Source organism: Pseudomonas sp. ANT_H4, from assembly GCF_008369295.1.
In the GTDB taxonomy this organism is placed as follows: Bacteria; Pseudomonadota; Gammaproteobacteria; order Pseudomonadales; family Pseudomonadaceae; genus Aquipseudomonas.
This window is the reverse complement of record NZ_VOBG01000001.1, coordinates 416,698-442,174: the sequence shown is the minus strand read 5'-3', so window position 1 is coordinate 442,174 and position 25,477 is coordinate 416,698. Positions and strand designations below refer to the sequence as shown.

At 60.7% G+C, this 25,477-nt stretch carries 24 protein-coding genes and 1 pseudogene; 14 read left to right on the top strand and 11 right to left on the bottom strand.

Annotated features, from left to right (window positions below; all coding sequences use genetic code 11):
- Positions 1-9: 9 nt before the first annotated feature.
- Complete coding sequence (locus tag FQ182_RS02130; protein WP_149412545.1) at positions 10-414, bottom strand: acyl-CoA thioesterase; 405 nt, start codon at positions 412-414, stop codon at positions 10-12.
- 481 nt (positions 415-895) lie between these two features.
- Between FQ182_RS02130 and FQ182_RS02125 the strand changes: the two genes are divergently transcribed.
- From FQ182_RS02125 to FQ182_RS30135, 9 genes and pseudogenes are all read left to right on the top strand, one after another.
- The gene (locus tag FQ182_RS02125; protein WP_149412546.1) at positions 896-2,185 is read left to right on the top strand and encodes an MFS transporter; all 1,290 of its coding nucleotides are present in this window, start codon (positions 896-898) and stop codon (positions 2,183-2,185) included.
- Between the two features lie 217 nt (positions 2,186-2,402).
- Positions 2,403-3,392 (top strand): phosphate ABC transporter substrate-binding protein PstS, encoded by a 990-nt coding sequence (locus tag FQ182_RS02120; protein ID WP_133100714.1) that lies wholly within the window; start codon positions 2,403-2,405, stop codon positions 3,390-3,392.
- A gap of 178 nt (positions 3,393-3,570) precedes the next feature.
- Entirely contained in the window at positions 3,571-5,856 is a 2,286-nt protein-coding gene (locus FQ182_RS02115) for an ABC transporter permease subunit (protein ID WP_149412547.1), read from the top strand.
- 15 nt (positions 5,857-5,871) lie between these two features.
- A complete protein-coding gene (gene pstA / locus FQ182_RS02110) occupies positions 5,872-7,542 on the top strand; it encodes a phosphate ABC transporter permease PstA (RefSeq protein WP_149412548.1) in 1,671 nt (556 codons plus the stop codon).
- 91 nt (positions 7,543-7,633) lie between these two features.
- Entirely contained in the window at positions 7,634-8,467 is an 834-nt protein-coding gene (gene pstB / locus FQ182_RS02105; RefSeq protein ID WP_065883786.1) for a phosphate ABC transporter ATP-binding protein PstB, read from the top strand.
- A 115-nt stretch (positions 8,468-8,582) separates the two neighbouring features.
- Positions 8,583-9,344 (top strand): phosphate signaling complex protein PhoU, encoded by a 762-nt coding sequence (gene phoU / locus FQ182_RS02100; protein WP_133100717.1) that lies wholly within the window; start codon positions 8,583-8,585, stop codon positions 9,342-9,344.
- A gap of 167 nt (positions 9,345-9,511) precedes the next feature.
- Positions 9,512-10,411: a response regulator gene (locus FQ182_RS02095; protein WP_149412549.1), complete on the top strand. Its 900-nt coding sequence runs from the start codon at positions 9,512-9,514 to the stop codon at positions 10,409-10,411.
- Positions 10,412-10,490: 79 nt separating this feature from the next.
- The gene (locus FQ182_RS02090) at positions 10,491-11,186 is read left to right on the top strand and encodes a M23 family metallopeptidase (protein WP_149412550.1); all 696 of its coding nucleotides are present in this window, start codon (positions 10,491-10,493) and stop codon (positions 11,184-11,186) included.
- Between the two features lie 25 nt (positions 11,187-11,211).
- Positions 11,212-11,292, top strand: a pseudogene (locus FQ182_RS30135) (outer membrane lipoprotein carrier protein LolA); the annotation flags it as partial.
- Here FQ182_RS30135 and FQ182_RS02085 read toward each other — a convergent pair.
- The 3 genes from FQ182_RS02085 to phoB form a co-directional block, all read right to left on the bottom strand.
- On the bottom strand, positions 11,291-12,631 hold the full coding sequence (locus FQ182_RS02085; protein ID WP_149412551.1) for a hemolysin family protein: 1,341 nt from the start codon (positions 12,629-12,631) through the stop codon (positions 11,291-11,293). The pseudogene FQ182_RS30135 and the gene FQ182_RS02085 overlap by 2 nt on opposite strands.
- 122 nt (positions 12,632-12,753) lie before the next feature.
- Positions 12,754-14,040, bottom strand: a complete 1,287-nt coding sequence (phoR, locus tag FQ182_RS02080) for a phosphate regulon sensor histidine kinase PhoR (protein ID WP_256666174.1) — start codon at positions 14,038-14,040, stop codon at positions 12,754-12,756.
- Between the two features lie 140 nt (positions 14,041-14,180).
- Positions 14,181-14,870 (bottom strand): phosphate regulon transcriptional regulator PhoB, encoded by a 690-nt coding sequence (phoB, locus tag FQ182_RS02075; RefSeq protein ID WP_133100722.1) that lies wholly within the window; start codon positions 14,868-14,870, stop codon positions 14,181-14,183.
- Between the two features lie 152 nt (positions 14,871-15,022).
- On the opposite strand from phoB, the gene FQ182_RS02070 reads away from it, so the two are divergent.
- A complete protein-coding gene (locus FQ182_RS02070) occupies positions 15,023-15,403 on the top strand; it encodes a hypothetical protein (protein ID WP_149412553.1) in 381 nt (126 codons plus the stop codon).
- A gap of 74 nt (positions 15,404-15,477) precedes the next feature.
- On the opposite strand, the gene ubiA is transcribed toward FQ182_RS02070, so the two are convergent.
- The gene (ubiA, locus tag FQ182_RS02065; RefSeq protein WP_149412554.1) at positions 15,478-16,368 is read right to left on the bottom strand and encodes a 4-hydroxybenzoate octaprenyltransferase; all 891 of its coding nucleotides are present in this window, start codon (positions 16,366-16,368) and stop codon (positions 15,478-15,480) included.
- On the bottom strand, positions 16,368-16,931 hold the full coding sequence (locus tag FQ182_RS02060) for a chorismate lyase (protein WP_149412555.1): 564 nt from the start codon (positions 16,929-16,931) through the stop codon (positions 16,368-16,370). The genes ubiA and FQ182_RS02060 overlap by 1 nt, the downstream gene beginning before the upstream one ends.
- 196 nt (positions 16,932-17,127) lie before the next feature.
- Here FQ182_RS02060 and FQ182_RS02055 point away from each other — a divergent pair, with 196 nt between their 5' ends.
- The 4 genes from FQ182_RS02055 (at position 17,128) to FQ182_RS02040 (ending at position 19,618) form a co-directional block, all read left to right on the top strand.
- Complete coding sequence (locus tag FQ182_RS02055; protein WP_032856748.1) at positions 17,128-17,295, top strand: rubredoxin; 168 nt, start codon at positions 17,128-17,130, stop codon at positions 17,293-17,295.
- A 52-nt stretch (positions 17,296-17,347) separates the two neighbouring features.
- A complete protein-coding gene (locus tag FQ182_RS02050; RefSeq protein WP_149412556.1) occupies positions 17,348-18,496 on the top strand; it encodes an NAD(P)/FAD-dependent oxidoreductase in 1,149 nt (382 codons plus the stop codon).
- A gap of 191 nt (positions 18,497-18,687) precedes the next feature.
- On the top strand, positions 18,688-18,963 hold the full coding sequence (locus FQ182_RS02045) for an HU family DNA-binding protein (protein WP_003177201.1): 276 nt from the start codon (positions 18,688-18,690) through the stop codon (positions 18,961-18,963).
- Between the two features lie 274 nt (positions 18,964-19,237).
- The gene (locus FQ182_RS02040; RefSeq protein WP_149412557.1) at positions 19,238-19,618 is read left to right on the top strand and encodes a helicase; all 381 of its coding nucleotides are present in this window, start codon (positions 19,238-19,240) and stop codon (positions 19,616-19,618) included.
- A gap of 81 nt (positions 19,619-19,699) precedes the next feature.
- On the opposite strand, the gene FQ182_RS02035 is transcribed toward FQ182_RS02040, so the two are convergent.
- From FQ182_RS02035 to exbD, 5 genes are all read right to left on the bottom strand, one after another.
- Positions 19,700-21,094 carry an aminoacyl-tRNA deacylase and HDOD domain-containing protein gene (locus tag FQ182_RS02035; RefSeq protein ID WP_149412558.1) on the bottom strand — a complete coding sequence of 465 codons (1,395 nt, stop codon included), beginning with the start codon at positions 21,092-21,094 and terminating at the stop codon, positions 19,700-19,702.
- Positions 21,095-21,171: 77 nt separating this feature from the next.
- Entirely contained in the window at positions 21,172-23,247 is a 2,076-nt protein-coding gene (recG, locus tag FQ182_RS02030) for an ATP-dependent DNA helicase RecG (RefSeq protein ID WP_149412559.1), read from the bottom strand.
- Between the two features lie 7 nt (positions 23,248-23,254).
- Complete coding sequence (locus tag FQ182_RS02025; RefSeq protein WP_149412560.1) at positions 23,255-24,175, bottom strand: hydrogen peroxide-inducible genes activator; 921 nt, start codon at positions 24,173-24,175, stop codon at positions 23,255-23,257.
- Positions 24,176-24,302: 127 nt separating this feature from the next.
- On the bottom strand, positions 24,303-25,049 hold the full coding sequence (locus FQ182_RS02020; RefSeq protein ID WP_133100756.1) for an energy transducer TonB: 747 nt from the start codon (positions 25,047-25,049) through the stop codon (positions 24,303-24,305).
- The gene (gene exbD, locus FQ182_RS02015; protein ID WP_133100757.1) at positions 25,046-25,471 is read right to left on the bottom strand and encodes a TonB system transport protein ExbD; all 426 of its coding nucleotides are present in this window, start codon (positions 25,469-25,471) and stop codon (positions 25,046-25,048) included. The genes FQ182_RS02020 and exbD overlap by 4 nt, the downstream gene beginning before the upstream one ends.
- Positions 25,472-25,477 lie beyond the last annotated feature (6 nt).

Here is a 25,477-nt window from a genome sequence, read left to right as displayed (position 1 = left end):
CAGCGATGTTTAACGCGCCCGCGACGGAACCGACCGAGTGCGGCCGCTGCCATCAATGGCAACAAACACAAATACCGCCTCGGTGACCTTGCGCCATTCGCTGGAGAGCGGGTCATCGCTCCACACTTCGACCATCATCTTGATCGAGCTGCGGCCGATTTCCAGGGCCTGGGTGTAGAAGGACAGCTGCGCGCCGACCGCCACCGGGACCAGGAAAGCCATGCGATCAATTGCCACGGTCGCCACGCGTCCGCCGGCGATCTTGCTGGCCATTGCCGTGCCGGCCAGGTCCATTTGGGCTACCAGCCAACCGCCGAAGATATCGCCGAAACCGTTGGTTTCACGCGGCAGGGCGGTGATTTGCAAAGCGAGATCGCCTTGCGGGATAGGATCTTCTTGTTCGAGTTCGATCATGCCGGGGGTGCCTCTGACCCGTGACGCTTTTATGGGTGTTTCAAGTGGATAGCCGACTGTTGGAAAAACGTTTCAGCACAAACATACTCCGTTCGATACGTTTCTCGTAAGGCGTACTAAAGGGAAACTCTGCCAAACCGGCTGGGGGCACCCAACAGCGTTTTGGCACAGCAGCCCCTCAAGGATGCGGGTTGCGCGCTTGCAAGGGCCGAGTATATCGACACGTTGTCGCCACGACGACCTCCAGGGGCTCATTTGGTCGGCAAATAGCAGCTGTAATGGGGCTTTTTACGGCAACTGTGCTCGTACTCTTTTCCTGCCACCGGCGAAAACGACACCGGCGCGGGATTATTTCGGACATTTGAATGGTTGAACGGGTCAGCGCTGTGCTTTTTCAAGCGATTTGCTATCTTGCCGAACCCGCCCTGGCTCAGCCAGCGTTACCGGGCTTGCCGTTCTGACTAATAAGAGAAGCCTTGCCATGTCCTCCGTGCCCGCAAGCAGTGCGCCAACGTCGCGCCCGCTGACCCGCAACGACTACAAAACCCTGTCGCTGTCTGCCTTGGGCGGGGCGCTGGAGTTTTACGACTTCATCATCTTCGTGTTTTTCGCCACCGTGGTCGGGAAACTGTTTTTCCCGCCAGACATGCCCGAATGGCTGCGCCTGATGCAGACCTTCGGCATCTTCGCCGCCGGTTACCTGGCGCGGCCGTTGGGCGGCATCATCATGGCCCACTTCGGCGACCTGCTGGGTCGCAAGAAGATGTTCACCCTGAGCATTTTCATGATGGCCGTACCCACTCTGATCATGGGCCTGCTGCCGACCTATGCGCAGATCGGCCTGTGGGCCCCCGTTCTGTTGCTGCTGATGCGAGTCATCCAGGGCGCGGCGATTGGCGGTGAAGTGCCGGGTGCGTGGGTGTTCGTCTCCGAACACGTCCCGCCACGGCATATCGGTTATGCCTGCGGCACCCTGACCAGTGGCCTGACCGCCGGCATCCTCTTGGGCTCCCTGGTGGCCACCGCGATCAACACCCTCTACACCCCGGAGCAAGTCTCCGATTACGCCTGGCGGATCCCGTTCCTGCTGGGCGGTGTGTTCGGCCTGTTCTCGGTGTACCTGCGTCGCTGGCTGCACGAAACACCGATCTTCGCCGAAATGCAGCAACGCAAGACATTGGCGGCTGAATTACCGTTGCGCGCCGTGTTGCGTGACCACCGTGGCGCTATCGTGCTGTCGATGCTGCTGACCTGGCTGCTGTCCGCCGGCATCGTCGTGGTGATCCTGATGACGCCAACCGTGCTGCAGACCATCTACCACTTCAGCCCGACCGTATCGCTGCAAGCCAACAGCCTGGCGATCGTCACCCTGAGCCTGGGCTGCATCCTCTCTGGCGCTCTGGCGGACCGTTTTGGTGCCGGCCGCGTGCTGATCGCCGGTTGCGCACTGTTGCTGGCAACGTCCTGGACCCTCTACCACAGCCTGCTTAATCACCCGGACTGGCTGTTCCCGCTGTACACCCTGACCGGCCTGTTTGTCGGCGTGGTCGGCGTGGTGCCTTACGTGATGGTCAAGGCCTTCCCGCCGGTGGTGCGCTTCAGCGGTTTGTCGTTCTCCTACAATGTGGCCTATGCAGTATTTGGCGGCCTGACGCCGTTGGCGGTGTCGTTGCTGATGAAGGAAAGCCCGATGGGCCCGGCTTACTACGTCGCCGTCATTTGTGTGATGGGGATGTTGGTGGGTGGATACCTGTGGAAAAAAGGGCGCTAAACATCCCTTGAAGGCTGCTACATAACCCTGTGGCGAGGGGGCTTGCCCCCGTTGGGCTGCGCAGCAGCCCCAAAGCCAGCCGCCTCGTCCTTCCCTATCAGTTTTTGCGTCCAATACTGGCCTTTCATCTAATTGTCACATTACAGACATAGAGTGTTCACACGGCCTGCCGATACTTGGCCCCGATCCAACTATCCCTATCTGCTAGGAGTAAGGCATGAAACTGAAGCGTTTGATGGCGGCAATGACTTTTGTCGCTGCTGGCGTTGCGACTGCCCACGCGGTGGCCGCTGGTGTTGACCCTGCAATCAAGTCCTACACCAAGACCACTGGTGTGTCGGGCAACTTGTCCAGCGTTGGTTCCGATACCCTGGCTAACCTGATGACCCTGTGGGCCGAGTCCTATAAAAAGGAATACCCGAACGTCAACATCCAGATTCAAGCCGCTGGGTCGTCCACAGCGCCACCGGCGCTGACTGAAGGCACCGCTAACCTGGGCCCGATGAGCCGCAAGATGAAGGACAACGAGCTGCAGGCCTTCGAACAGAAGCACGGTTACAAGCCAACCGCTATCCCGGTGGCTGTGGATGCCCTGGCTGTGTTCGTGCACAAGGACAACCCGATCCAGCACCTGACCATGGAGCAAGTCGACGCAGTCTTCTCCGCGACTCGTCTGTGCGGCGCCAAAGCTGACGTTAAAACCTGGGGCGACCTGGGCGTGACCGGTGACCTGGCCAACAAGCCAGTGCAACTGTTCGGTCGTAACTCGGTATCCGGCACCTACGGCTACTTCAAGGAAGAAGCCCTGTGTAAAGGTGACTACAAGCCAAACGTCAACGAACAACCAGGCTCGGCTTCGGTCGTGCAGTCCATCAGCTCTTCGCTGAACGGCATCGGTTACTCGGGCATCGGCTACAAGACCGCCAGCGTGAAGACCGTGGCCCTGGCCAAGAAAGGCAGCGATAAGTTTGTCGAAGACACCGAAGAAAACGCCCTGAACGGCAGCTACCCGCTGTCGCGTTTCCTCTACGTTTACGTCAACAAAGCCCCGAACAAGCCTCTGGCCCCGCTGGAAGCTGAGTTCGTGAAGCTGGTTCTGTCCAAACAGGGCCAGGAAGTTGTGGTGAAAGACGGCTATATCCCACTGCCAGCCAAAGTTGCCGCCAAGGCACTGGCTGACCTGGGTCTGACAGAAGGCGGCCAATAAGCCTCCAGTAAAACTGCCTTGAGCCTGGACGATGTCTCGGCTCAAGGCCCGGGCGGGGTCTGTAAGACCTGGACCCCGCCTCCAATTTTTCGGTCCGCTGCCAGCCCTGCTACGCGGCGGATTTCTTGCGTCACTGCATTGTCATCTTTCTGTCATACAGAATCGCTAGGGTGTGCGCATGAATGATCTGGCCAATTCCACCATGACGACGACTTCTCCTCCCAAGCGCATTGACTTCAATACGCCTGAGCTGCAACGCAAGCGCCGCATTCGCGCGCTCAAGGATCGCCTGACCCGTTGGTACGTCCTGATCGGCGGCCTCGCCGTTCTGGGCGCGATCACCTTGATCTTCTTCTTCCTCGCCTATGTGGTTGCGCCACTGTTCCAGGGTGCCAGCCTGACCAAGGAAGATGCCCTGACGCCTGCCTGGATACAGGACGCCGGCAAGCCGCTGATGATCTCCCTGGAAGAGCAGAACCAGGTCGCCATGCGGATTTCCGACAAGGGCCAGGCGCTGTTCTTCAGTGTCGACAGCGGTGTCGAGTTGACGCGGGTCAATCTGCCGCTGCCGGCCGGTGCCAGCGTCGTCTCCTTTGCTGAAGACCAGCCGGGCAGCCCGCTGGTGATCCTCGGCCTGTCCAACGGCCAGTCTCTGGTGTTCCGCCACACTTACAAGGTGACCTACCCGGACGGCAAGAAGACCATCTCGCCTGCCATCGAATACCCTTACGGTGAAGCGCCGATCGTCCTCGACGAGCTGGGTCGCCCGTTGGAGCACGTTGCCCTCAACGCCACCGACACCTCGCTGGTGGTGGCCGGTTCCGCCGGTGCCTTCCTGAACGTGTTGTCCCTGAGCCGCGAAGAAAACATGATGACCGGCGAAGTCACCAGCGAGCAGAAGCGCATCGAGCTGCCGCAAATGACCGAGCCGGTGAAAGCCATCTTCGTCGACCCGCGCCAGCAGTGGCTGTACGTGATCAACGGTCGCGCCCTGGCCGATGTGTTCAGTCTGCGGGACAAGAGCCTCAACGGTCGCTACAAACTGTTGGAAGACGGTGCAAGCGAAGTGACGGCCAGTACTCAACTGGTAGGTGGCATCTCGCTGATCATCGGTACCTCCAAGGGTGGCCTGGCCCAGTGGTTCATGGCCCGCGACCCGGACGGCGAGCAACGCCTCAAGCAAATCCGCACCTTCCAGATGGGCACCACGCCGATCGTTGAAATTACCGCTGAAGAACGTCGCAAGGGCTTCGTTGCCCTCGACGCCTCCGGCAAGCTTGGCGTGTTCCACAGCACCGCCCACCGCACCTTGCTGGTGGACCCGGTCGTGGAAGGTCAAGGCATTTTCGGCATGTCGCCACGGTCCAACCGCATCATCGTTGAAGCGGGCGGTAAGCTGCAGCCGTTGCTGCTGGACAACCCGCACCCGGAAGTTTCCTGGAGCGCGTTGTGGAGCAAGGTTTGGTACGAAAACTACGACGAGCCTAAATACGTCTGGCAATCGACCGCCGCCAACACCGATTTCGAACCCAAGATGAGCCTGGCGCCACTGACCTTCGGTACGCTCAAGGCTGCGTTCTACGCCATGCTGCTGGCCGCGCCCTTGGCCATCGCTGCCGCCATCTACACTGCCTACTTCATGGCGCCGAGCCTGCGCCGCAAGGTCAAGCCGGTGATCGAGTTGATGGAAGCGATGCCGACGGTGATCCTCGGTTTCTTCGCCGGCCTGTTCCTTGCTCCGTATGTCGAAGGGCACCTGCCGGGGATTTTCAGCCTGCTGATGCTTATGCCGATTGGCATCCTGGTGGCTGGTTTTACCTTCAGCCGCCTGCCTGAGTCGATCCGTCTACGAGTCCCGGATGGCTGGGAAAGTGCGATGTTGATCCCGGTGATCCTGTTTATTGGCTGGCTCTCGCTGTACATGAGCCCGTACATGGAAACCTGGTTCTTCGGCGGCGACATGCGCATGTGGATCTCCCACGACCTGGGCATCACCTACGACCAGCGCAACGCCCTGGTAGTGGGCCTGGCCATGGGTTTCGCGGTGATCCCGAACATCTACTCCATCGCCGAAGACGCCGTATTCAGCGTGCCCCGCGGTTTGACCCTAGGCTCCCTGGCCTTGGGTGCCACGCCGTGGCAGACCATGACTCGCGTGGTGATTCTCACCGCCAGCCCTGGGATTTTCTCGGCACTGATGATCGGCATGGGCCGCGCAGTAGGTGAAACCATGATCGTGCTGATGGCCACCGGCAACACGCCGATCATGGAAATGAACCTGTTCGAAGGCCTGCGCACCCTGGCGGCCAACGTGGCGGTGGAGATGCCTGAGTCGGAAGTTGGCGGTAGCCATTACCGCGTGCTGTTCCTCTCGGCGATGGTGCTGCTGCTGTTTACTTTCGTCATGAACACCCTCGCCGAGCTGATCCGTCAGCGTCTGCGCAAGAAATACTCGTCGCTTTAAGAAAGGTAGAAGTCTGTGAAACAGAACTCCCTGAATGGATGGTTCAAGAGCGGCGCCCCTGGCGTCTGGATCAGCGGTGGCGCGGTGTCCATCGCGGTCATCATGACCATCGGTTTGCTGGCTGTAATCGCCGTGCGTGGTTTGGGCCACTTCTGGCCGGCTGACCTGATCCAGGCCAGCTACGACGTACCGGGCCAGGCTAACCATATGGTCATCGGCGAAGTGGTGCAGAAAGAACAAGTGCCCCGCGAACGCCTGAAAAGCGCCGGTTTACCGGTGCCGGACCAAGGTCCTGAATTCATGACCCGCGAGCTGATCAAGGTCGGTAACCGCGACTTGAACGGCAATGACTTCACCTGGATCGTCGGTGAGTGGCTGACCAACCAGACCACGCCGGTCGAGTTGATGGCTATCGAGCGTCGCGAGTGGGGCAATTTCTACGGCACCCTGGTCAACGTCAAACAGGACGGTAAGGTCATCGCCGAAGGCGCGGCGGCCTGGCCGGAACTGCAAGCCCGCGTGGGCCGGGTCAACAAGCTCGCCGCCGACCTCAAGAGTCTTGAGAAGTCGGACATCGGGGCGATCAACGCCGGTCTGGAACGCATCCGTTTGCACGGTCGCAAGCTGGAAATGGAAGGCAAGCTCGACGCCGCCGCCCAGGCCGACATGGATGCCGATCGCGCTGAATTGAATGCCCGTTACAAGGATATCGAAGCGCGCCTGGACGAGTTGCACACCCAGTTCAACCGCGACGCCCTGACCGCCCGTGATGCCAATGGCAAAGAAGTGGAAATCGGCATCGGCAAAGTGGTTCACGCTTACCAGCCGAACGCCATGGGCTACATGACCAAGGTCGGTTTTTACTTCAGCAAGATCTGGGAGTTCCTCAGCGACGACCCACGGGAAGCCAACACCGAAGGCGGGATCTTCCCGGCGATCTTCGGCACCGTGATGATGACCTTGATCATGGCGATTATCGTGACGCCGTTCGGTGTGCTGGCGGCGGTTTACTTGCGTGAGTACGCCAAGCAGAACACCTTGACACGGATTATCCGTATCGCGGTGAACAACCTGGCCGGTGTACCGGCAATTGTCTACGGTGTGTTCGGCCTGGGCTTCTTCGTCTACGTGCTGGGCGGTTCGGTGGACCGGCTGTTCTTCGCCGAAGCCCTGCCGGCGCCGACCTTTGGTACGCCGGGCCTGCTCTGGGCGTCCCTGACCCTGGCGCTGCTGGCAGTGCCGGTGGTGATCGTGGCGACTGAAGAAGGCCTGGCGCGGATTCCCCGCACCGTGCGTGAAGGCTCCCTGGCATTGGGCGCGACCAAGGCGGAAACGCTGTGGAAGATCGTCCTGCCGATGGCCAGCCCGGCGATGATGACCGGCATGATCCTCGCTGTGGCCCGCGCCGCTGGCGAAGTAGCGCCGCTGATGCTGGTGGGTGTGGTGAAACTGGCACCGTCGTTGCCGCTGGACGGTAACTATCCGTACCTGCACCTGGACCAGAAGATCATGCACTTGGGCTTCCATATTTACGATGTCGGCTTCCAGAGCCCCAACGTCGAAGCCGCACGGCCGCTGGTGTACGCCACCGCGCTGCTGCTGGTAATGGTGATCGCCACGCTCAACCTGTCGGCGGTGTGGATGCGTAACCACCTGCGCGAAAAATACAAAGCGCTGGATAGTTAAGCTCCCACAGGAGACGGCACCAGACACTGAATCAAGTAAGCCGCTGACCCAGCGGATCAACGAAACGAATTGGTAGCACAGGGAGCATCCCATGCAACACGAAACCCATTCCCACGGCATCAACATGTCAGCCCTGGGTCGCGACAAGCAGAGCCTGAGCCTCGCCCAGGAAACCGTGGCCATCGAAGTCCCGGGCCTGAGCCTGTACTACGGCGACAAGCAGGCGCTGTTCGACGTCAGCATGAACATCCCCAAGCAGCGCGTGACTGCCTTTATCGGCCCGTCCGGCTGCGGTAAGTCGACATTGCTGCGTACCTTCAACCGGATGAACGATCTGGTGGACGGCTGCCGCGTGGAAGGCGCGATCAACCTCTACGGCACCAACATCTACCGCAAGGGCGAAGACGTGGCCGAGTTGCGTCGCCGGGTGGGCATGGTGTTCCAGAAGCCCAACCCGTTCCCCAAGACCATCTACGAAAACGTGGTCTACGGCCTGCGCATCCAGGGCATCAACAAGAAACGCATCCTCGATGAAGCCGTGGAATGGGCCCTCAAGGGCGCGGCGCTGTGGGATGAAGTCAAGGACCGCCTGCACGAATCGGCCCTGGGCCTGTCCGGCGGCCAGCAACAACGTCTGGTGATTGCCCGCACCATCGCCGTGGAACCGGAAGTGCTGCTGCTCGACGAACCATGCTCGGCACTCGACCCGATCTCCACGCTGAAAGTCGAAGAGCTGATCTACGAACTGAAATCCAAATTCACCATCGTTATCGTGACCCACAACATGCAACAGGCCGCTCGGGTGTCCGACTACACCGCGTTCATGTACATGGGCAAACTGGTGGAATTCGGCGACACCGATACCCTGTTCACCAATCCGGCGAAGAAGCAGACCGAAGACTACATCACCGGTCGGTATGGCTAGTAGGGGCAGTTGCGAGCCGCAAGCTTCAAGCGGCAAGTAAGAGCGATTTTACGGAACGACATACATCAGCTTGCAGCTTGTAGCTTGCGGCTTACAGCTTTTGCGGAGCAAACGCATGATTAGCAAAGAAGGCCTTACCCATCACATCTCCGCGCAGTTCAATGCCGAGCTTGAGGAAGTGCGCAGCCACCTCCTGGCCATGGGCGGGCTGGTGGAGAAGCAAGTCAACGACGCCGTCACGGCGCTGATCGAGGCCGACTCGGGCCTGGCCCAGCAGGTGCGCGAGATTGATGACCAGATCAACCAGATGGAACGCAACATCGACGAAGAATGCCTGCGCATTCTCGCCCGTCGCCAGCCGGCGGCGTCTGACCTTCGGTTGATCATCAGCATCTCCAAGTCGGTGATCGACCTGGAGCGGATCGGCGACGAAGCCACCAAGATCGCCCGTCGGGCCATCCTGTTGTGCGAAGAAGGCGAAGCGCCGCGTGGCTACGTGGAAGTGCGTCATATCGGTGATCAGGTGCGCAACATGGTTCGTGATGCCCTGGACGCTTTTGCCCGCTTCGACGCCGACCTGGCCTTGTCGGTAGCCCAGTACGACAAGATCATCGACCGCGAATACAAAACTGCTTTGCGTGAACTGGCCACCTACATGATGGAAGACCCGCGCTCTATCTCGCGGGTGCTGAACATCATCTGGGTCCTGCGCTCCCTGGAGCGTATCGGCGACCACGCCCGTAATATCTCGGAATTGGTGATCTACCTAGTGCGTGGCACTGACGTGCGGCACATGGGTCTCAAGCGCATGAAGGCCGAAGTTGAAGGCACAGCCGATCAAATCCCTAATGTTCCAGGCGTTTCTGACGATAAGTAAGATTGCCCGAGAAATAAACGCCCGGCCTCTGGTCGGGCGTTTTCGTTTGTGGCGTATGAATTTTGCGCTGCGGACGCAGGTAAGGTCCCGGCGTGACTGAAGAGTTTTGGCGAAATGCCATCAGCGAAGCGCTATGCTTGCCGGGGTTTTTATAGGATGAAGGGTCGATGAGCAAAGTCAGTGTGTTGGTGGTGGATGACGCCTCGTTTATTCGCGACCTGGTGAAGAAGTGCCTGCGCAACTACTTCCCCGGTATCAAGATCGAAGATGCGGTGAACGGCAAAAAGGCCCAGGCCATCCTGATGCGCGAAACCTTCGACATGGTCCTGTGCGACTGGGAAATGCCGGAAATGTCCGGTCTGGAACTGTTGACCTGGTGCCGTGAACAGCCTCATCTCAAAGCCATGCCATTTGTCATGGTGACCAGCCGTGGCGATAAGGAAAACGTAGTCCAGGCGATCCAGGCCGGCGTTTCCGGCTATGTCAGCAAGCCCTTCACCAACGAACAGTTGCTGAGCAAGGTCAAGCAGGCACTGAACAAGATCGGCCGCCTCGATGCGCTGATCGCCAGCGCCCCGACCAAGATGAACTCGGCCTTCGGCAACGACTCCCTGAGCGCGCTCACCGGTGGCAAGCCCGAAGCGGTCAAGCCAGCCCCGGTGGCGGCGCCCAGCAAAGGACTGCTCAACAGCCCGCCCGTGCAAGCGCCGGCAGCAGCATCGGCGGCCAGCGGTCGCGGCCAGGGCCAACTGCGCCTGTCCAGCGGCACCCAGCAATGCGTGATCAAGGCCCTGAGCATCAAGGAAGCGCTGCTGGTGGTGCGTCGCGGTGAAGTCTTGCCCCAGGTGCTGGAAAGCGCGGTGCTCGACCTTGAACAGGGCGACAACGCCGAAGTGGCCCGTCTCAACGGCTACCTGCATGCCATCGTCGCCTTTGAGCCCAAGCCCGACAGCGACTGGCTGCAACTGACCTTCCGCTTTATCGACCAGGATGCGCAGAAACTGGACTATATCTCCCGGCTGATTGCCCGCGGCACGGCGCAGAAGCATTTTGTACCGGGTGCATGATCTCCCCAAATGACCCCACACAGCGTTGTCATGATCCCTTGTTAGCCTGCCATTCAGTCGTTCTCGGCAGGCCTACCTTATGCTCGCGCGCTCAGTGCTTTTCTGTGGACTGCTCACGGTCGCCACGTCGGCGATGGCCATGACCCTCTACAAATCTACCGATGCTAACGGCGTCGTCTTTTTCAGCGACCGACAGACGTCGGGGGCGCAGGCGTTTGTATTCCAGGATCGGATGATCGAGCACCCTAAGCGCCAGGTACTCTACCCCCAAAAGCATCAGAATCGGCTGCAAGCCCCGTCCGCCCGTACCCCATCCTATCGTTACCCCTTGCCTTGGCAGGGTGGCCCATTTCGTCTGACCCAGGGCGCGAACGGCACCTTCAGCCATTGCGACGTCAAGAGCCGCTACGCCATGGACATCGCCATGCCCGAAGGCACGCCGATCATCGCAGCGCGGGGCGGGGTGGTGGTGAAAACCGAGAATGACCAGGCCGGACGTGGCAGTGATCCGTCGGGCAACTTCGTGCGGGTGTTGCACGACGATGGCACGATGGGCGTGTACCTGCATCTCAAGCAAGGTTCGGTCAGCGTTTGGGAGGGGCAGCGCGTGGCGGTGGGCAGTGCGCTGGGGCTGTCGGGCAATACCGGTAACAGCAGCGGGCCACACCTGCATTTTGTGGTGCAGCGCAACACCAGGTTGGGGTTGGTGTCGATTCCGTACGAGTTCAATCAGCCGGTGCAGGCTTTGCCCAACTTTGCGTTGGGCACGCCATGAGGCTGTAGGAGCAAGCTTGCTCGCGATGGTCGTTAACGATGACGCGGGGAACCTGGCACCCAACGGCGCTCTCTGGTTCTTCGCGAGCAAGCTCGCTCCTACAGTTAATCGAGCATCAGCACCTTGGCCAGCACGATCTTCGGCCCTTTCATCTTCTTGATGATGATGCGCAAGCCTTCGACTTCCAGCACTTCTTCCTCTTCCGGCACCCGCTTGAGGGTTTCGTAGATCAGCCCGGCGAGGGTTTCGGCTTCGATGTGGTCCAGGTCGATACCCAGCAGGCGCTCGATCTTGAACAGCGGCGTATCACCACGTACCAGCAACTTGCCCGGCTGGTAGGCGAGAATGCCGCGCTCGGCCTTGCGGTGTTCGTCCTGGATGTCACCCACCAGTACTTCCAGCACATCTTCCATGGTCAGGTAGCCGATGATATTGCCGTCGGCTTCCTCCACCAGGGCAAAGTGCGCACCGCCCTTGCGGAACTGCTCCAGCAATTGCGACAGCGGCATGTGCCGGGAAACGCGCTCCAGCGGGCGGGTCAGTTCGGCCAGGTTGAACGACTCGGGAATATGGTCCAGGGCCGCCAATTCCAGCAGCAGGTCCTTGATGTGCAGCAGGCCGACGAATTCGTTACGCACCGCGTCGTACACCGGGTAGCGGCTGAATTTGTGGCGGCGGAACAGCGCCAGGATTTCCTTGAGCGGGGCGTTGAAATCCAGGGTCACCAGGTCTTCCCGGGAATTGGCCCAGTCCACCACTTCCAGCTCGCCCATTTCCACGGCCGAGGCCAATACGCGCATGCCTTGGTCGCTGGGGTCCTGGCCACGGCTGGAGTGCAGGATCAGTTTCAGTTCTTCGCGGCTGTAATGGTGATCATGGTGCGGGCCGGGCTCGCCTTGGCCGGCAATGCGCAGGATGGCGTTGGCGCTGGCGTTGAGCAGGTAGATCGCCGGGTACATGGCCCAGTAGAACAGGTACAGCGGCACGGCGGTCCACAGCGACAACAGCTCGGGTTTGCGAATGGCCCAGGATTTGGGTGCCAGTTCACCGATCACGATGTGCAGGTAGGAAATCACGAAGAAGGCGGAAAAGAACGACACGCCCTTGATCACTTCGGTCGATTCGACGCCCATGGCACCCAGCAGCGGTTCCAGGATGTGCGCGAAGGCAGGCTCACCGACCCAGCCCAAGCCCAGGGAGGCGAGGGTGATACCCAATTGACAGGCCGAGAGATAGGAGTCGAGCTGGTTGTGCACGGTGCGCAGGATCTGTCCGCGCCAGCCGTTGGAGTGGGCGATGGCCTCGATCCGGGTGGAGCGCAGTTTGACCATGGCAAATTCCGCAGCAACGAAAAAGCCGTTGAGCAGTACCAGGACCAGTGCAAAAAGAATCATGCCGAAATCGGCGAAGAGTGTCGCGAGGGTGATACTAGGGGAAGGGTCCATGATGGGGTTTTGCGGGTTCCGTCGAGTCAAAAAGGATGAACAGGTGGGCCTGAAAGGCAGGCTCAAGACTACCAATGTAGCGGCTGAACCGGCGCTTGCCTAGTGCCCGCTGCCGGGCGGGGCTACTCGTTCTGGCTGACCACCCGCGAGCGTGTCACCTGCGCCGGCGGGAAATGGCAGGTAAACGTACTGCCTTGACCTGGCACGCTGCCGATTTCCAGGCGTGCGCGATGGCGCAGCAGCACATGCTTGACGATCGCCAGGCCCAGGCCGGTACCACCCGTGTTGGAGTTGCGGCTGGAGTCGACGCGGTAGAAACGTTCGGTCAGGCGTGGCAAGTGCTTGCTGTCGATGCCAATCCCCGAATCCTGCACGCTCAGGTGTGCGCCCTGGTGATCGGCCCACCAGCGGATACGGATCGTGCCCTTGTCCTGGGTGTATTTCACCGCGTTGAACACCAGGTTGGAAAAGGCGCTGCGCAACTCGCCCTCGCTGCCCTTGAGCAGGACCGACGGGTCGGCCTCCAGCGAAATGCTCTGTCCGCGCTGCCCGGACAAGGCTTGGGCGTCGCTCTTGATGGTTTGCAACAGGCTCTGTACCGGCACTGGCTGGTTGTCCGAGGGGTAGTCGGTGGCTTCCAGCTTGGCCAGCAGCAACAGGTCGTTGAGCAGGGTTTGCATGCGTGAGCCTTGCTGCTGCATCTGCTGCAGGGCACGGCTCCAGCGCGGGTTCACCTCTTCGACGTTATCCAGCAACGTCTCCAGGTAGCCGCAGATCACCGTCAGTGGCGTGCGCAGTTCATGGGAGACGTTGGCGACGAAATCCTTGCGCATCTGTTCCAGTTGATGGATACGGGTGACATCGCGCACCAGCATCAGATGCTCGTTATTGCCGTAGCGCGTCAGGTACAACTGGATGCGCACTCGGTCGTTGGTGGGCGATGGAATCTCCAAGGCCTCTTCAAAGTTGTCCTGCTCGAAGTATTCCTTGAAGCGCGGATGGCGCACCAGGTTGGTCACCGGTTGGCCACTGTCCTGGGGCGTCTTGAGGCCCAGCAGGGTTTCGGCGGCGCGGTTCCACCATTCTAGGTTGCCGTCGCTGTCGAGCATGATCACCGCGTCTTTCAGCGCGGCGGTGGACTCCTGGACCCGGTCGATCACTGCCTGCAGGCGCCCGCGCACCCGTTGGTCGCGGCGTTGCAGGTGGTAGATGCTGTCGAACACCTCGCCCCACAGGCCGTAGCCGTCGGGTGGCGCTTCGTCGGGTTTATGCTGGCGCAGCCACTCGTGCAGGCGCAGCAATTGCTTGAGGGTCCAGCCCAGGTAGAGGCCGAGGCCGACGGCCAGGCTCCAGCCGTAGAAGCCGCTGACCAGGCCCACCAGCAGACAGCCGGTGATCAACAGGAGCATGTGGCGGATCAGGGTGCTGTGCCAGTTTTGGTTCACTTTGCGTCCTTCGGAGCAGTTGCAAGTTTCAAGCTACAAGCGGCAAGTCAAAGCGATGCGGCTTTTGACTTGCCGCTTGTAGCTGGCAGCTTCCCGCTGCCTTATCAGCTTTTTGTTGAAAACCGATAACCGGTGCCGCGCACGGTTTGTACCAGATTCTCGTAGGACTCGCCCAAGGCTTTGCGCAGGCGGCGAATATGCACGTCGACGGTGCGTTCTTCCACGTACACGTTGCCGCCCCAGACCTGATCCAGCAGTTGCCCGCGGGTGTAGGCACGCTCCTGGTGGGTCATGAAAAATTGCAGCAGACGGTATTCGGTGGGGCCCATCTCGGCAGGTTTGCCATCGATGGTGACGCGGTGGCTGATGGGGTCCAGCAACAGGCCGCCAACTTCGATAGGCGCTTCGCCATCGGTGGGCCCGGCGCGGCGCAATACGGCTTTCAGGCGGGCGACCAGCTCCCGTGGGGAAAACGGCTTGGTGATGTAGTCATCGGCGCCGACCTCCAGGCCCTGGATCTTGTTGTCCTCTTCGCCCTTGGCAGTGAGCATGATGATTGGGATATCCCCGGTCAGCTCATCGCGCTTGAGGCGCCGGGCCAGCTCGATGCCAGAAGTGCCGGGCAGCATCCAGTCCAGCAAAATCAGGTCTGGTTTGCGGTCGACGATAATGGCATGGGCCTGCTGGGAGTTCTCCGCCTCCAGGCAGTCATAGCCGGCCATTTCCAACGCAACGGCGATCATTTCGCGAATAGGCGCTTCGTCGTCAACGATCAGAATGCTCCTGCCAACCATGCTAAGTCCTCTTGTCATTTAACTGTCTTGCGCCGCATTAGATAACGGAATTATTGCAGTCGTGTGACAGTATTTTAGTAGCCTGCGCAATCGGCGCTGTCCTGAACTACGCTTTGGGTCCGAATCCTGACAACTACAAAAGGAAGGTTCCGATGACTCACAGTACTTTTTCCTGGAAAGTCCTGCTGGTAACGACGGCGTTAACGCTGCCGACACTGGCGTTTGCGGCTGATCCGGCGATGACCAAAGACGGGATGTTGGTGGATCACGAGGGCATGACGCTCTACACCTTCGCCAAGGATGCCGACGGCAAGTCCATGTGCAATGACAAGTGCGCTACCAACTGGCCACCGCTGATGGCTGAATCCACCGACAAACCCATGGGCAAATGGACCGTGATCACCCGTGACGACCAAAAGAGCCAATGGGCCTACAGCGGCAAGCCGCTCTACACCTTCGTCATGGATAAAGCGGCCGGTGACAAGACGGGTGATGGCAAAATGGATGGGGCGTGGAAAGTCGCCAAACCTTAATCCACGTCGCCCTTGAGATCATCGCGGGCTCGCCCGCGATGGTGTCGGCCCAGACACCACACATCCAGCGGGGCTCAACGAAACCCGTAATCCGCCACAATCCCGACAAAAATCGCCAACCCTGCCCAGTGGTTGTGCAAAAACGCCTTGAAGCACTTCAGCCGGTCCCGGTCACGGGTGTACCAAAACTCCCAGGCAAAGCACGCCGCCGCTGCCGCCAGTCCCAAGTGGAACCAGCCACCCAACTCAAAGCGCGACCCCGCCAGCAGCAGGCAAACCAGCGCCAGTCCCTGCAAGGTCAGGATGATCACCCGGTCGGCGTCGCCAAACAGAATGGCTGTGGATTTGACCCCGATTTTCAAGTCGTCTTCACGATCGGTCATGGCGTAGTAGGTATCGTAACCCACGGTCCACAACAGGTTGGCGATGTACAGCAACCAGGCGGTGGCCGGCAGGCTGCCGGTCTCGGCGGTGAACGCCATTGGCATGCCCCAGGAAAATGCCGCGCCCAGCACCACTTGCGGGTAATAGGTATAGCGCTTCATGAAGGGGTAACTGGCGGCCAACGCCAGGCCGCCCAACGACAGCCAGATAGTCATGGAGTTGGTCAGCAGCACCAGCAGGAAACTGAGGGTCATCAGTACCGCAAAGAACACCAGCGCCTCTTTCGAACTGATCTTGCCGCTCACCAGTGGCCGCTGTTCGGTGCGTTTCACATGGCCGTCGACCTTGCGGTCGGCCCAGTCATTGATCACGCAACCGCCGGCCCTGGTCAGCACCACGCCGAGGACGAAAATCACGATATTGGTCAGGGACGGCGAACCCTTACCGGCAATCCATAGCGCCCAAAGGGTCGGCCACAGCAGCAGGTAGATGCCGATAGGCTTGTCCATACGGGTCAGTTGAATAAAGTCCCAGGCCCTGGGGTTCAGGCGGTTCAAGGATTTGAGCAGACGCTGGTACATCAGCAATTCTCCGGGTGTTGGTGCACCGCCTGCCACAGGCTCGGCAGGAAGATTTCGGCCACCAGCACGCTCAGCGGCCCGCGATCAAAGCGCGAGCGGCGCGCCCACAGTGCACTGGCTTGCGCGGCCTGCGGCAGCCATTCCCGTGGGTACTGGCAGACCTCAATGGCCTGGCGCGTAAACGCCTGGTCACAGAACAGCAATTCCCCCAGCGAGCGGCTGCCCAACGCATCCATGTTCAAACCGCCATCCTGCAAGGCGCTGCGGGCCGCCACGCTGCGGGCGAACACCCAGGCCTGGCCGTGGCCGCGCAAATACACCTCGCGCACCCAGCCAATGCTTGAGGGAGGCAGGTCGAGGGCGGCGCATTCGTCGTCTCGCAGCGGCTGCCAGCCTTCGAGCAACGGCGTCACGCTGAAAGCGTCATTGGACAGGCGCGTCAGGCGCCGCGTCAGCGAGCCTTCATCGAATAGCCAGTCGAGGGCGGGCGGTGCGGGCAGGGGGCTTAGAAGGCTCTGGGTCAGCCATTGGCAAGCATCGGGAAGGGTGATTGAGTGCGGCACAGTGGGTCAGTATTGGCAGCAAAAGAGGCGGAGAGCTTACCATGGCGCCCCGGACTTTTGCCGGGCGCCGCCGGGGCCACGCGTCGAACATGCTTGCATCTGTGCGTCCCGATCAGTACAAAACGCCCTGAGCCGCACGGCAAGGCTGGATATATAGACTGTCGGCCAACAAGCCTGGACCCTGAGGAAGCGAGTAATGAAGAAGTGGCAATGTGTAGTCTGCGGCCTGATCTACAACGAAGCGGACGGTTGGCCGGATGACGGAATCGCCCCAGGCACCCTGTGGCAGGACGTGCCCGAAGACTGGCTGTGCCCGGACTGCGGCGTCGGCAAAATGGATTTCGAAATGATCGAAATCGGCTAACTCTTTGAATTTAAGAAACGATTTTAAAAAAACGTATTACAAGGAGAAAGGAATGAGCGCACCTGTCGTCATCGTCGGTACGGGTTTGGCCGGTTACAACCTGGCCCGGGAGTTTCGCAAGCTCGATAGCGAAACCCCGCTGTTGCTGATTACCGCCGACGACGGGCGTTCCTACTCCAAGCCCATGCTCTCCACCGGCTTTGGCAGGAACAAGGAAGCCGATGGCCTGAGCATGGCCGAACCAGGGGCCATGGCCGAGCAACTCAAGGCCGAAGTGCGCACCCATACGCGCATCAGCGGCATCGACCCCGGCCACAAGCGCCTGTGGATCGGCGAGGAAGCGGTGGCCTATCGCGACCTGATCCTCGCCTGGGGTGCGCAAACCGTGCGGGTGCCGGTGCAAGGCGACGCCTCGGAGCTGATTTTCCCGATCAACGACCTTGAAGATTACGCCCGCTTTCGCGCGGCGGCAGCCGGCAAGCGCCGGGTCTTGCTGCTGGGTGCCGGCCTGATAGGCTGCGAATTTGCCAACGACCTGATCCTCGGCGGTTACGAAATCGACCTGGTGGCACCCTGCGAGCAGGTCATGCCGACGCTGCTGCACCCGGCGGCAGCTGCAGCGGTCCAGGTTGGGTTGGAAGGCCTCGGTGCGCGTTTCCACCTGGGGCCGGTGCTCAATCGCCTGCAACGCAACGCGGAAGGCCTGGAAGCCCACCTATCCGATGGCGAAGTGATCCAGTGTGACTTGGTTGTGTCCGCCATCGGCCTGCGCCCGCGTGTAGACCTAGCCGCCGCAGCCGGCTTGCAGACCAACCGTGGGATCATGGTCGACCGTCATCTCAAGACCTCCCACGCCAATATTTACGCCCTGGGCGACTGCGCCGAGGTCGATGGCCTAAACTTGCTCTACGTGATGCCGCTGATGAGCTGCGCCCGTGCCCTGGCCCAAACGCTGGCGGGCAACGCCACGGCAGTCAATTACGGCCCGATGCCGGTCACCGTGAAAACCCCGGTCTGCCCGCTGGTGGTATCGCCACCACCACGGGGCACCGAAGGCGTCTGGAGCGTCGAGGGGCAGGGCGCCGATATCAAGGCATTGTGCCGCGATGCCAGTGGTCGCTTGCTCGGCTACGCCCTGACCGGCACTGCCGTTATGGAAAAACTGGCGCTGAACAAGGAGCTTCCGCCGTTGCTGGCGTAAATACCGGTCGTTCTGTCGGAATAAGCACGCTTTTGCCCGTAGAAAGGTCGCCGCGAGACTGGCGCAGGCTCCGATGGCATGCCATTCTCACTCCCGTCTGCCGCAGAGTAGAGCCTGCGGCGCCTTGGGCGCTGCTCCGTCAGAGAGCGGCACGGACATAACAACAAAAAACCGTCAAAGAGGCTTCACTTATGCGTAAACCAGAACTTGCAGCCGCTATTGCTGAAAAAGCTGATCTCACCAAAGAACAAGCCAACCGCGTACTCAACGCCGTTCTTGAAGAAATCACTGGCGCCCTGCATCGCAAGGACAGCGTCACCCTGGTCGGCTTCGGCACCTTCCTGCAGCGCCACCGCGGCGCCCGCACCGGCAAAAACCCGCAAACCGGCGAGCCGGTGAAAATCAAGGCGAGTAATACCGTGGCGTTCAAGCCAGGTAAATTCTTGAAAGACAGCGTCAATCCTTAAGTAGCGAAGTACGCGCGCCGCACATAGCGAGCGTGGAATGAAAAATGGGCACGCCGACTGGGTCGGGTGCCCATTTTTTGTGGGGCAGTGTATTCCCCTTTAAATGAAACCTAGCTGATTGGGCACCGATTCCTTGTCCTAACGTCTGAGCAAAGTTGTTGCTATAAGCGGTAAACGCAAGCCGATCTCCTGCTAACGCGGGAGATCGGTAGCGTTCTGCGCGCAAATCGTTAAACTGCTGCGGCCACTCAATAATTACACTGAGGCCGTGTGCATGAAATTTCGTTTTCTTCTGTGGATGCTGGGCCTGTTGATGGGCAAAGCTAGCCGCAACAATCCTGCGTTCCAGCAACAGCTGGGTGACAAGGACCTGGCGTTTCAGCTGCAGACCCTCGACGGCAAGGTTGCCCGTCACTTCATCGTCAAGAACCAGCGCATCACCAGCCGTTCGGGTGTTCACCCCGAGCCTGCGTTCGCTATCGTCTTTAAAGATGCCGCCTATGGTTTCGCCACGATGCAGGCGAAGAACAAGCAACTGGCGTTCATGACGGGCATTCAGGACAAGTCGATCCAGATCAAGGGCACCCCGGCACTGGTGATGTGGTTCCAGGGGTTGACCAAGTATTTGAAGCCGAAGAAAAAGCCGAAGGCATAAACAGAGTCGGAGCAGCTCCATGTGGCGAGCGGGCAAGCCCGCTCGCCACAACAAGCTCTTTGCCCAAGAGGCTGTTTAGCCCTAGCTGAACTGCGAAGCCAATTCGCGCAACAACACTTCCGCATCCAACACCTTGCTCACCACATCCTCTGCCTTGTCCCGGGCCAGGCCCAGGCGCTCCAGCAGTTCGTCCGGGATTTCTTCATCCGGCCCGGACCCAATGCCTCGACTGCGCAGCAGGCGCACGGCCAGGCACACCAGGTTCGGGTATTCGGCGTATTGGCCGTCGTAGGTTGGATCGTGCTGGAAGCGCAGGGCTGTGGATAACTCGTCCGGCATATCCCAGTAGCGCATCAGCCAGGCGCCGATCTGTTCGCGGCTGATCCCCAGCAGGTGCTGCTCGATGTAGCTGTGGCACAGGTGCGGGTTGACCTCCAGGTGCCGGCAGATTAGCGAGAAGTGCGGCGGGAAGACGTGGGCCAGCAACAGGTAACCAAAGTTGTGCAACAGACCCGCCAGGTAAGTCAGGCCTGCTTCCGGGCGTTGGGCGCGGGGCATGGCGCGGGTCAGGCCTTCGATTACCGCAGCGGTGTAGATCGACTGATGCCAGTACGGCGTTGCGTGTTGCGGGTGGTCTTTGGGCAGGCTCAAGGTCTTGCCCAAGGCCAGGCCGAGGGCCAGGTTGATTACCAGATCAAAGCCAAGCACGCGGACGATGGCGTCTTCCACCGAACGAATCTTGCCCGGCGAGGCGTAGTACGGCGACGCCGCCCAGCTCACTACTTGCGCGGCCAGGGCCGGATCGGTTTCCACCACGCCGGTGATGTCGTCGATGGTGGCGTTGGGGTCTACCCGCAGCTTGATGATTTTCTGCGCCGTGTCGGCCAGGGGTGGAATCTCGATGGTCTCTTCCAGGCGTTGCTGGATGCGCCGGGCGGTGAAGGCCTGTACCGCCTGGGTGATTTCTTGGCGGTCGTCGTTCGGTCGGTCAAGGTTAGGCCGGATGCTGCTCAGGGGCTCGCCGAAGTTGGCGGCGCTGGCTTTGGTCAACATGCTCTTGAAGGCTTCGCTGGAGATTTGCAGCAACACACCGGCCTCGCCCGAGTGAACCAGCAAGGTTGGTTCGCGCAGCAGGCTTTCTTCATACAGGCACGGCGAGCTGGTCAGCGGCGGCAGGCCAGGCAACAGGCTCAGGCTGTGCTTGCCGAGCATGCGCTCAAGGCGTTCCTGAGACACAGCGGTGAGTCTGCGACCTGTCAATTCAGTGAGGCGATTGAGGTCCAGCAACTGGCTCTGGGGAAACAGCACCATCAGCGCGCCCACGGCATCATCGAGCAGCACTGCTTGAACCTTTCGTGCAGGGTTCAGGCCAGGCTGTTCGGCGACTTCCGTGTAGCTGATGGCGAGTTTTGCGAGCAGAGCCCGAATGACCGAAGGTGCGGTCGGCGGGGCTGTGGCGAGGGCAACTTCTGGCATGGCCTGATCCAATTTCCTACAGTCATCGGAGTATAACCAGCTTGATGCGGGTGAGGGTCGACTAAGTGATTGTGCCGTCACACTTGGCCGTATTGCTGCCCATGCCTTAACCAGCGATCGAGCAACGGGCTGACGTGTTGCGGCCAGCGCTCCAGCAGCGCCTGGGCGGCGTCCCGTACGGCAGGCAGCAAGTCGGCATCGCGCATCAGGTCGGCGACCTTGAATTGCAGCAGGCCGGTCTGGCGGGTGCCGAGCATCTCGCCGGGGCCGCGCAGTTCGAGGTCTTTTTCGGCGATCACGAAACCGTCGTTGGTTTCGCGCATGATTCCCAGGCGTTGGCGGCCGATCTGCGATAACGGTGGGTGGTATAGCAGCACGCAGTGGCTGGCGGCGCTACCCCGGCCGACGCGACCGCGCAACTGGTGCAACTGCGCCAGGCCCAGGCGCTCGGGATTTTCGATGATCATCAGGCTGGCGTTGGGCACGTCGACACCGACTTCAATCACGGTGGTCGCCACGAGCAACTGCAGGTGTCCAGCCTTGAATTCGGCCATCACCGCGGCTTTTTCCACCGGCTTCATGCGCCCGTGAATCAGCCCGACCTTGAGCTCGCCCAAGGCGCTGGTGAGGTCTGCGTAGGTGGTTTCGGCGGCCTGGCAGGTGAGCTCTTCCGACTCCTCGATCAGTGTGCACACCCAATAGGCCTGACGCCCTTGCGCGCAGGCGTCGCGTACCCGTTCGATGACTTCGACGCGGCGGCTGTCGGTGATCAGCACCGTATTGACTGGAGTTCGGCCTGGCGGCAGTTCGTCGAGAATCGAGGTGTCGAGGTCGGCATAGGCGCTCATGGCCAGGGTGCGCGGGATCGGCGTGGCGGTCATGATCAACTGGTGCGGGCTCATCCGTCCACCCGCGCCCTTTTGGCGCAGCGCCAGGCGCTGCTGCACGCCGAAGCGGTGTTGTTCGTCGATGATCACCAGGGCCAGGTTCTTGAATTTCACCTCATCCTGGAACAGTGCGTGGGTACCGACCACCATGGGTGCACCGGCTGCGACCTGCTCCAGAGCCGTTGCACGGTTCTTGCCTTTGAGCTTGCCCGCCAGCCACGCCACTTCCAGGCCCAGGGGTTCGAGCCAGCGCTTGAAGGTGATGAAGTGCTGCTCGGCAAGGATCTCAGTGGGCGCCATCAGCGCCACCTGATAACCGGCCTCCAGGGCTTGTAGTGCAGCGAGGGCGGCGACCACGGTCTTGCCGGAGCCTACGTCACCTTGGATCAGGCGCAGCATCGGTTCTTTCTGGCTGAGGTCGTAGGCGATCTCATTGCCGACCCGATGTTGGGCACCGGTGGGCGCAAAGCCCAGGTTGGCCAGGTATTGCGCCGGCAGCCGGGTGGCTTTTGGCATTGCTGGCGCGCGCAGAGAGCGCATGCTCTCGCGCAGGCGTTGCTGGGACAGTTGGTGAGTCAACAGCTCTTCGAACGCCAGGCGATGCTGGGCCCAGTGATGACCGAGGGCCAGTTCGTCGACGTCAGCGTCGGCCGGCGGATGGTGCAGGTAACGAATGGCGTCATCCAGCGGCGCTAATTGGTAATCCCGCGCCAGTTCCTCGGGCAGCCAGTCGGGCAAGCTTTTGGGGCCGAGCAGGGTCAGGGTTTGCTGGCATAGCTGGCGCAGACGCTGTTGGGTCAGGCCTTCGGTGAGCGGGTAGATCGGCGTAAGAGTCTGGTCCACCGGCGGTGGTTCGTCGCCAGTAATGGCGCGGTATTCCGGGTGGTAGATTTCCAGCCCCGAGGCACCGGGGCGGGCTTCGCCGTAGCAGCGTACGCGGGTGCCGCGCTTGAGGCCTTCTTTCTGGGCGTTGCTGAAATGGTAGAAGCGCAGGCTCAGGCCGCCGGTGCCATCTTGCAGGCGTACCACCAAGCTACGGCGCTTGCCCATCACCACATCGGCACCGCTGACGGTGCCTTCGATGACCGCGTCCTGCCCAGGGCGCAAATGGCCGATGGGCACCACGCGGGTACGATCCTGATAGCGCAGGGGCAGGTGGAACAGTACGTCCTGGAGGTTTTCCAGGCCGACCTTGGCCAGTTTTTCGGCCATGGCTTCACCGACACCCTTGAGTGCCGTCACTGACACCTGCGACAACTCGGTCATACGGCCCTTAGCTCGCAGCGGGCGGCTTGGCCACCGAACACAGGCGGATCGAGTCGGCGAGGATTTCAATGGCTTTCGGGCGCGGGAAGCTGGCGCGCCAGGCAATCGCCACGGTGCGGAACGGCACCGGCGGCGTCAGTGGGCGCACGGCGATCACGCCGGGGGCGTAGTGATGGCTGTCCACCGCTGACAGCGGCAGGATCGAAATGCCCAGGCCGGACGCCACCATATGGCGGATGGTTTCCAGGGAGCTTGATTCCACGGTGGTGTGCTTGGCGCCGTCGTTGCCTTTGGTCAGGGTCGGGCAGGCTTCCAGTACCTGGTCGCGGAAGCAATGGCCTTCGCCCAACAGCAGCAGGCTCTTGTCGTTGAGCAGGGCGGCGTCGATGGTGTCTTTTTGCGTCCATGGGTGGGACGCCGGCATCAGCACGTAGAACGGCTCATCGTAGAGTGGGAGGGTCAGCACGTCCGACTCGTTGAACGGCAGGGCGATAATGATCGCGTCCAGTTCGCCGTTGCGCAGTTTGTCGCGCAGCACGTGGGTGAAGTTTTCTTCGATATACAAAGGCATCTGCGGCGCGACGCGGTGCAGTTGCGGAATCAGGTGCGGGAACAGGTAGGGGCCGACAGTATAGATTGCGCCGACTTTCAGCGGTGCTGTCAGCTGGTTTTTGCCGGCCTGTGCCAGTTCGCGAATGCTTTGGGCTTGCTCCAGAACCTTCTGGGCCTGGGCGACGATGCCTTCGCCGACCGGGGTCAGGCGCACGGCGCTTTTGCTGCGCTCGAAAATCAGCACACCGAGTTCGTCTTCAAGCTTTTTCACACCCACCGACAAGGTCGGCTGGCTGACATGGCAACGCTCGGCCGCGTGGCCGAAGTGCTGCTCTTGGGCGAGGGTTACGATGTAGCGTAATTCTGTAAGAGTCATAGCGGGCGTCCATGAGGTTGCGGACCAAGCATACCGGCTGCAATCGATAGACGCACGTTATGTAGTAGCCAGCTTGTTCGCGAAGAACGTAATAACCCCGCGGGGTAGCAGATACCCCGCGTTGTTGTTACCTGCGACGTTTCTCGATGTTGTAGACAAACGGAGCAACGATTTCGATGCTGCCGTTTTTCAACATGTCGGCAGGTGGCTTGGGCAGCGGCTGGGCACGACGGATCATGTCCAGGGTGGCGCGGTCCAGGTCGGCGTTGCCGGAGCGGCCCACCAGCTCATAGGACAACACCTTGCCTTCGGCATCGACCACGAAACGCAAGCGGTTCAAGCCTTCTTTGCCCCGTGACTGGGCGCCTGGCGGGTACTTCTTGTACTTCGCCAAGTGGCCGAGCAAGGTGCTTTCCCAGGTAGCCTTGGCAGCAGTCTGCTGCGGTGACGGGCCGGGTTGAGGTTGAGCCGATTTTTCCGTAGGCGCGTTGTTCTGAGGGCTCTCGCTCGGCGGGTCTTCGGAAGGTTTTTCCTTGGGCGGCTCGGGCTTCTTCTCAGGCTTGGGTGGTTGTGGTTTTGGCTTGGGCTTGACCGGCTTGGGTACCGAAATCGTTGGTTTCGGTGCTTCGGCCAGCTTCGGCAATAGCAGCTCTTCCACCGGCGCAGGCGGTTGCGGCGGCGTCACCACCTTCGGCGGGGCCGGAGGGGGTGGCGCCGGCATCGGTGCCAGGTCGATGACCATGGCGGCCGGTGGCAGCTGGACCGTATGTGGCGCCGACCACTGGAGCGCGATGATAATCGCGACGGCGTGGACGCCCAGCACGACGGCGAGGCTTGTGCCATAACGCGTCAGTTTGTGGCGCGTCGTGATCATTTCTTGGCTGCCGTCTCAAGTCCGACCAGGCCTACCTTGAGGTAGCCGGCTGCCCGTAGGGCATCCATCACGTGCATCAGGTCGCCATAGTCCACGCCTTTGTCGGCCTGGAAGAAGATGGTCGTGTCTTTCTTGCCCTGGGTCTTGGCGTCGAGCACAGCGCCCAGGGTTTCGGATTTGACTTCTTCTTCGCCCAGGAACAGGCGCTGGTCGGCCTTGACGCTGAGGAACACCGGTTTCTCTGGCCGTGGCGCAGGTTTCGCGCTGGAGGCGGGGAGGTCAACCTTGATGTCCACCGTGGCCAAGGGTGCTGCCACCATGAAGATGATCAGCAGCACCAGCATCACGTCGATAAACGGCGTGACGTTGATTTCGTGGTTCTCGACGAGTTCGTCGTCGCCTTGATTCAAATGCAGGCCCATGGCCGA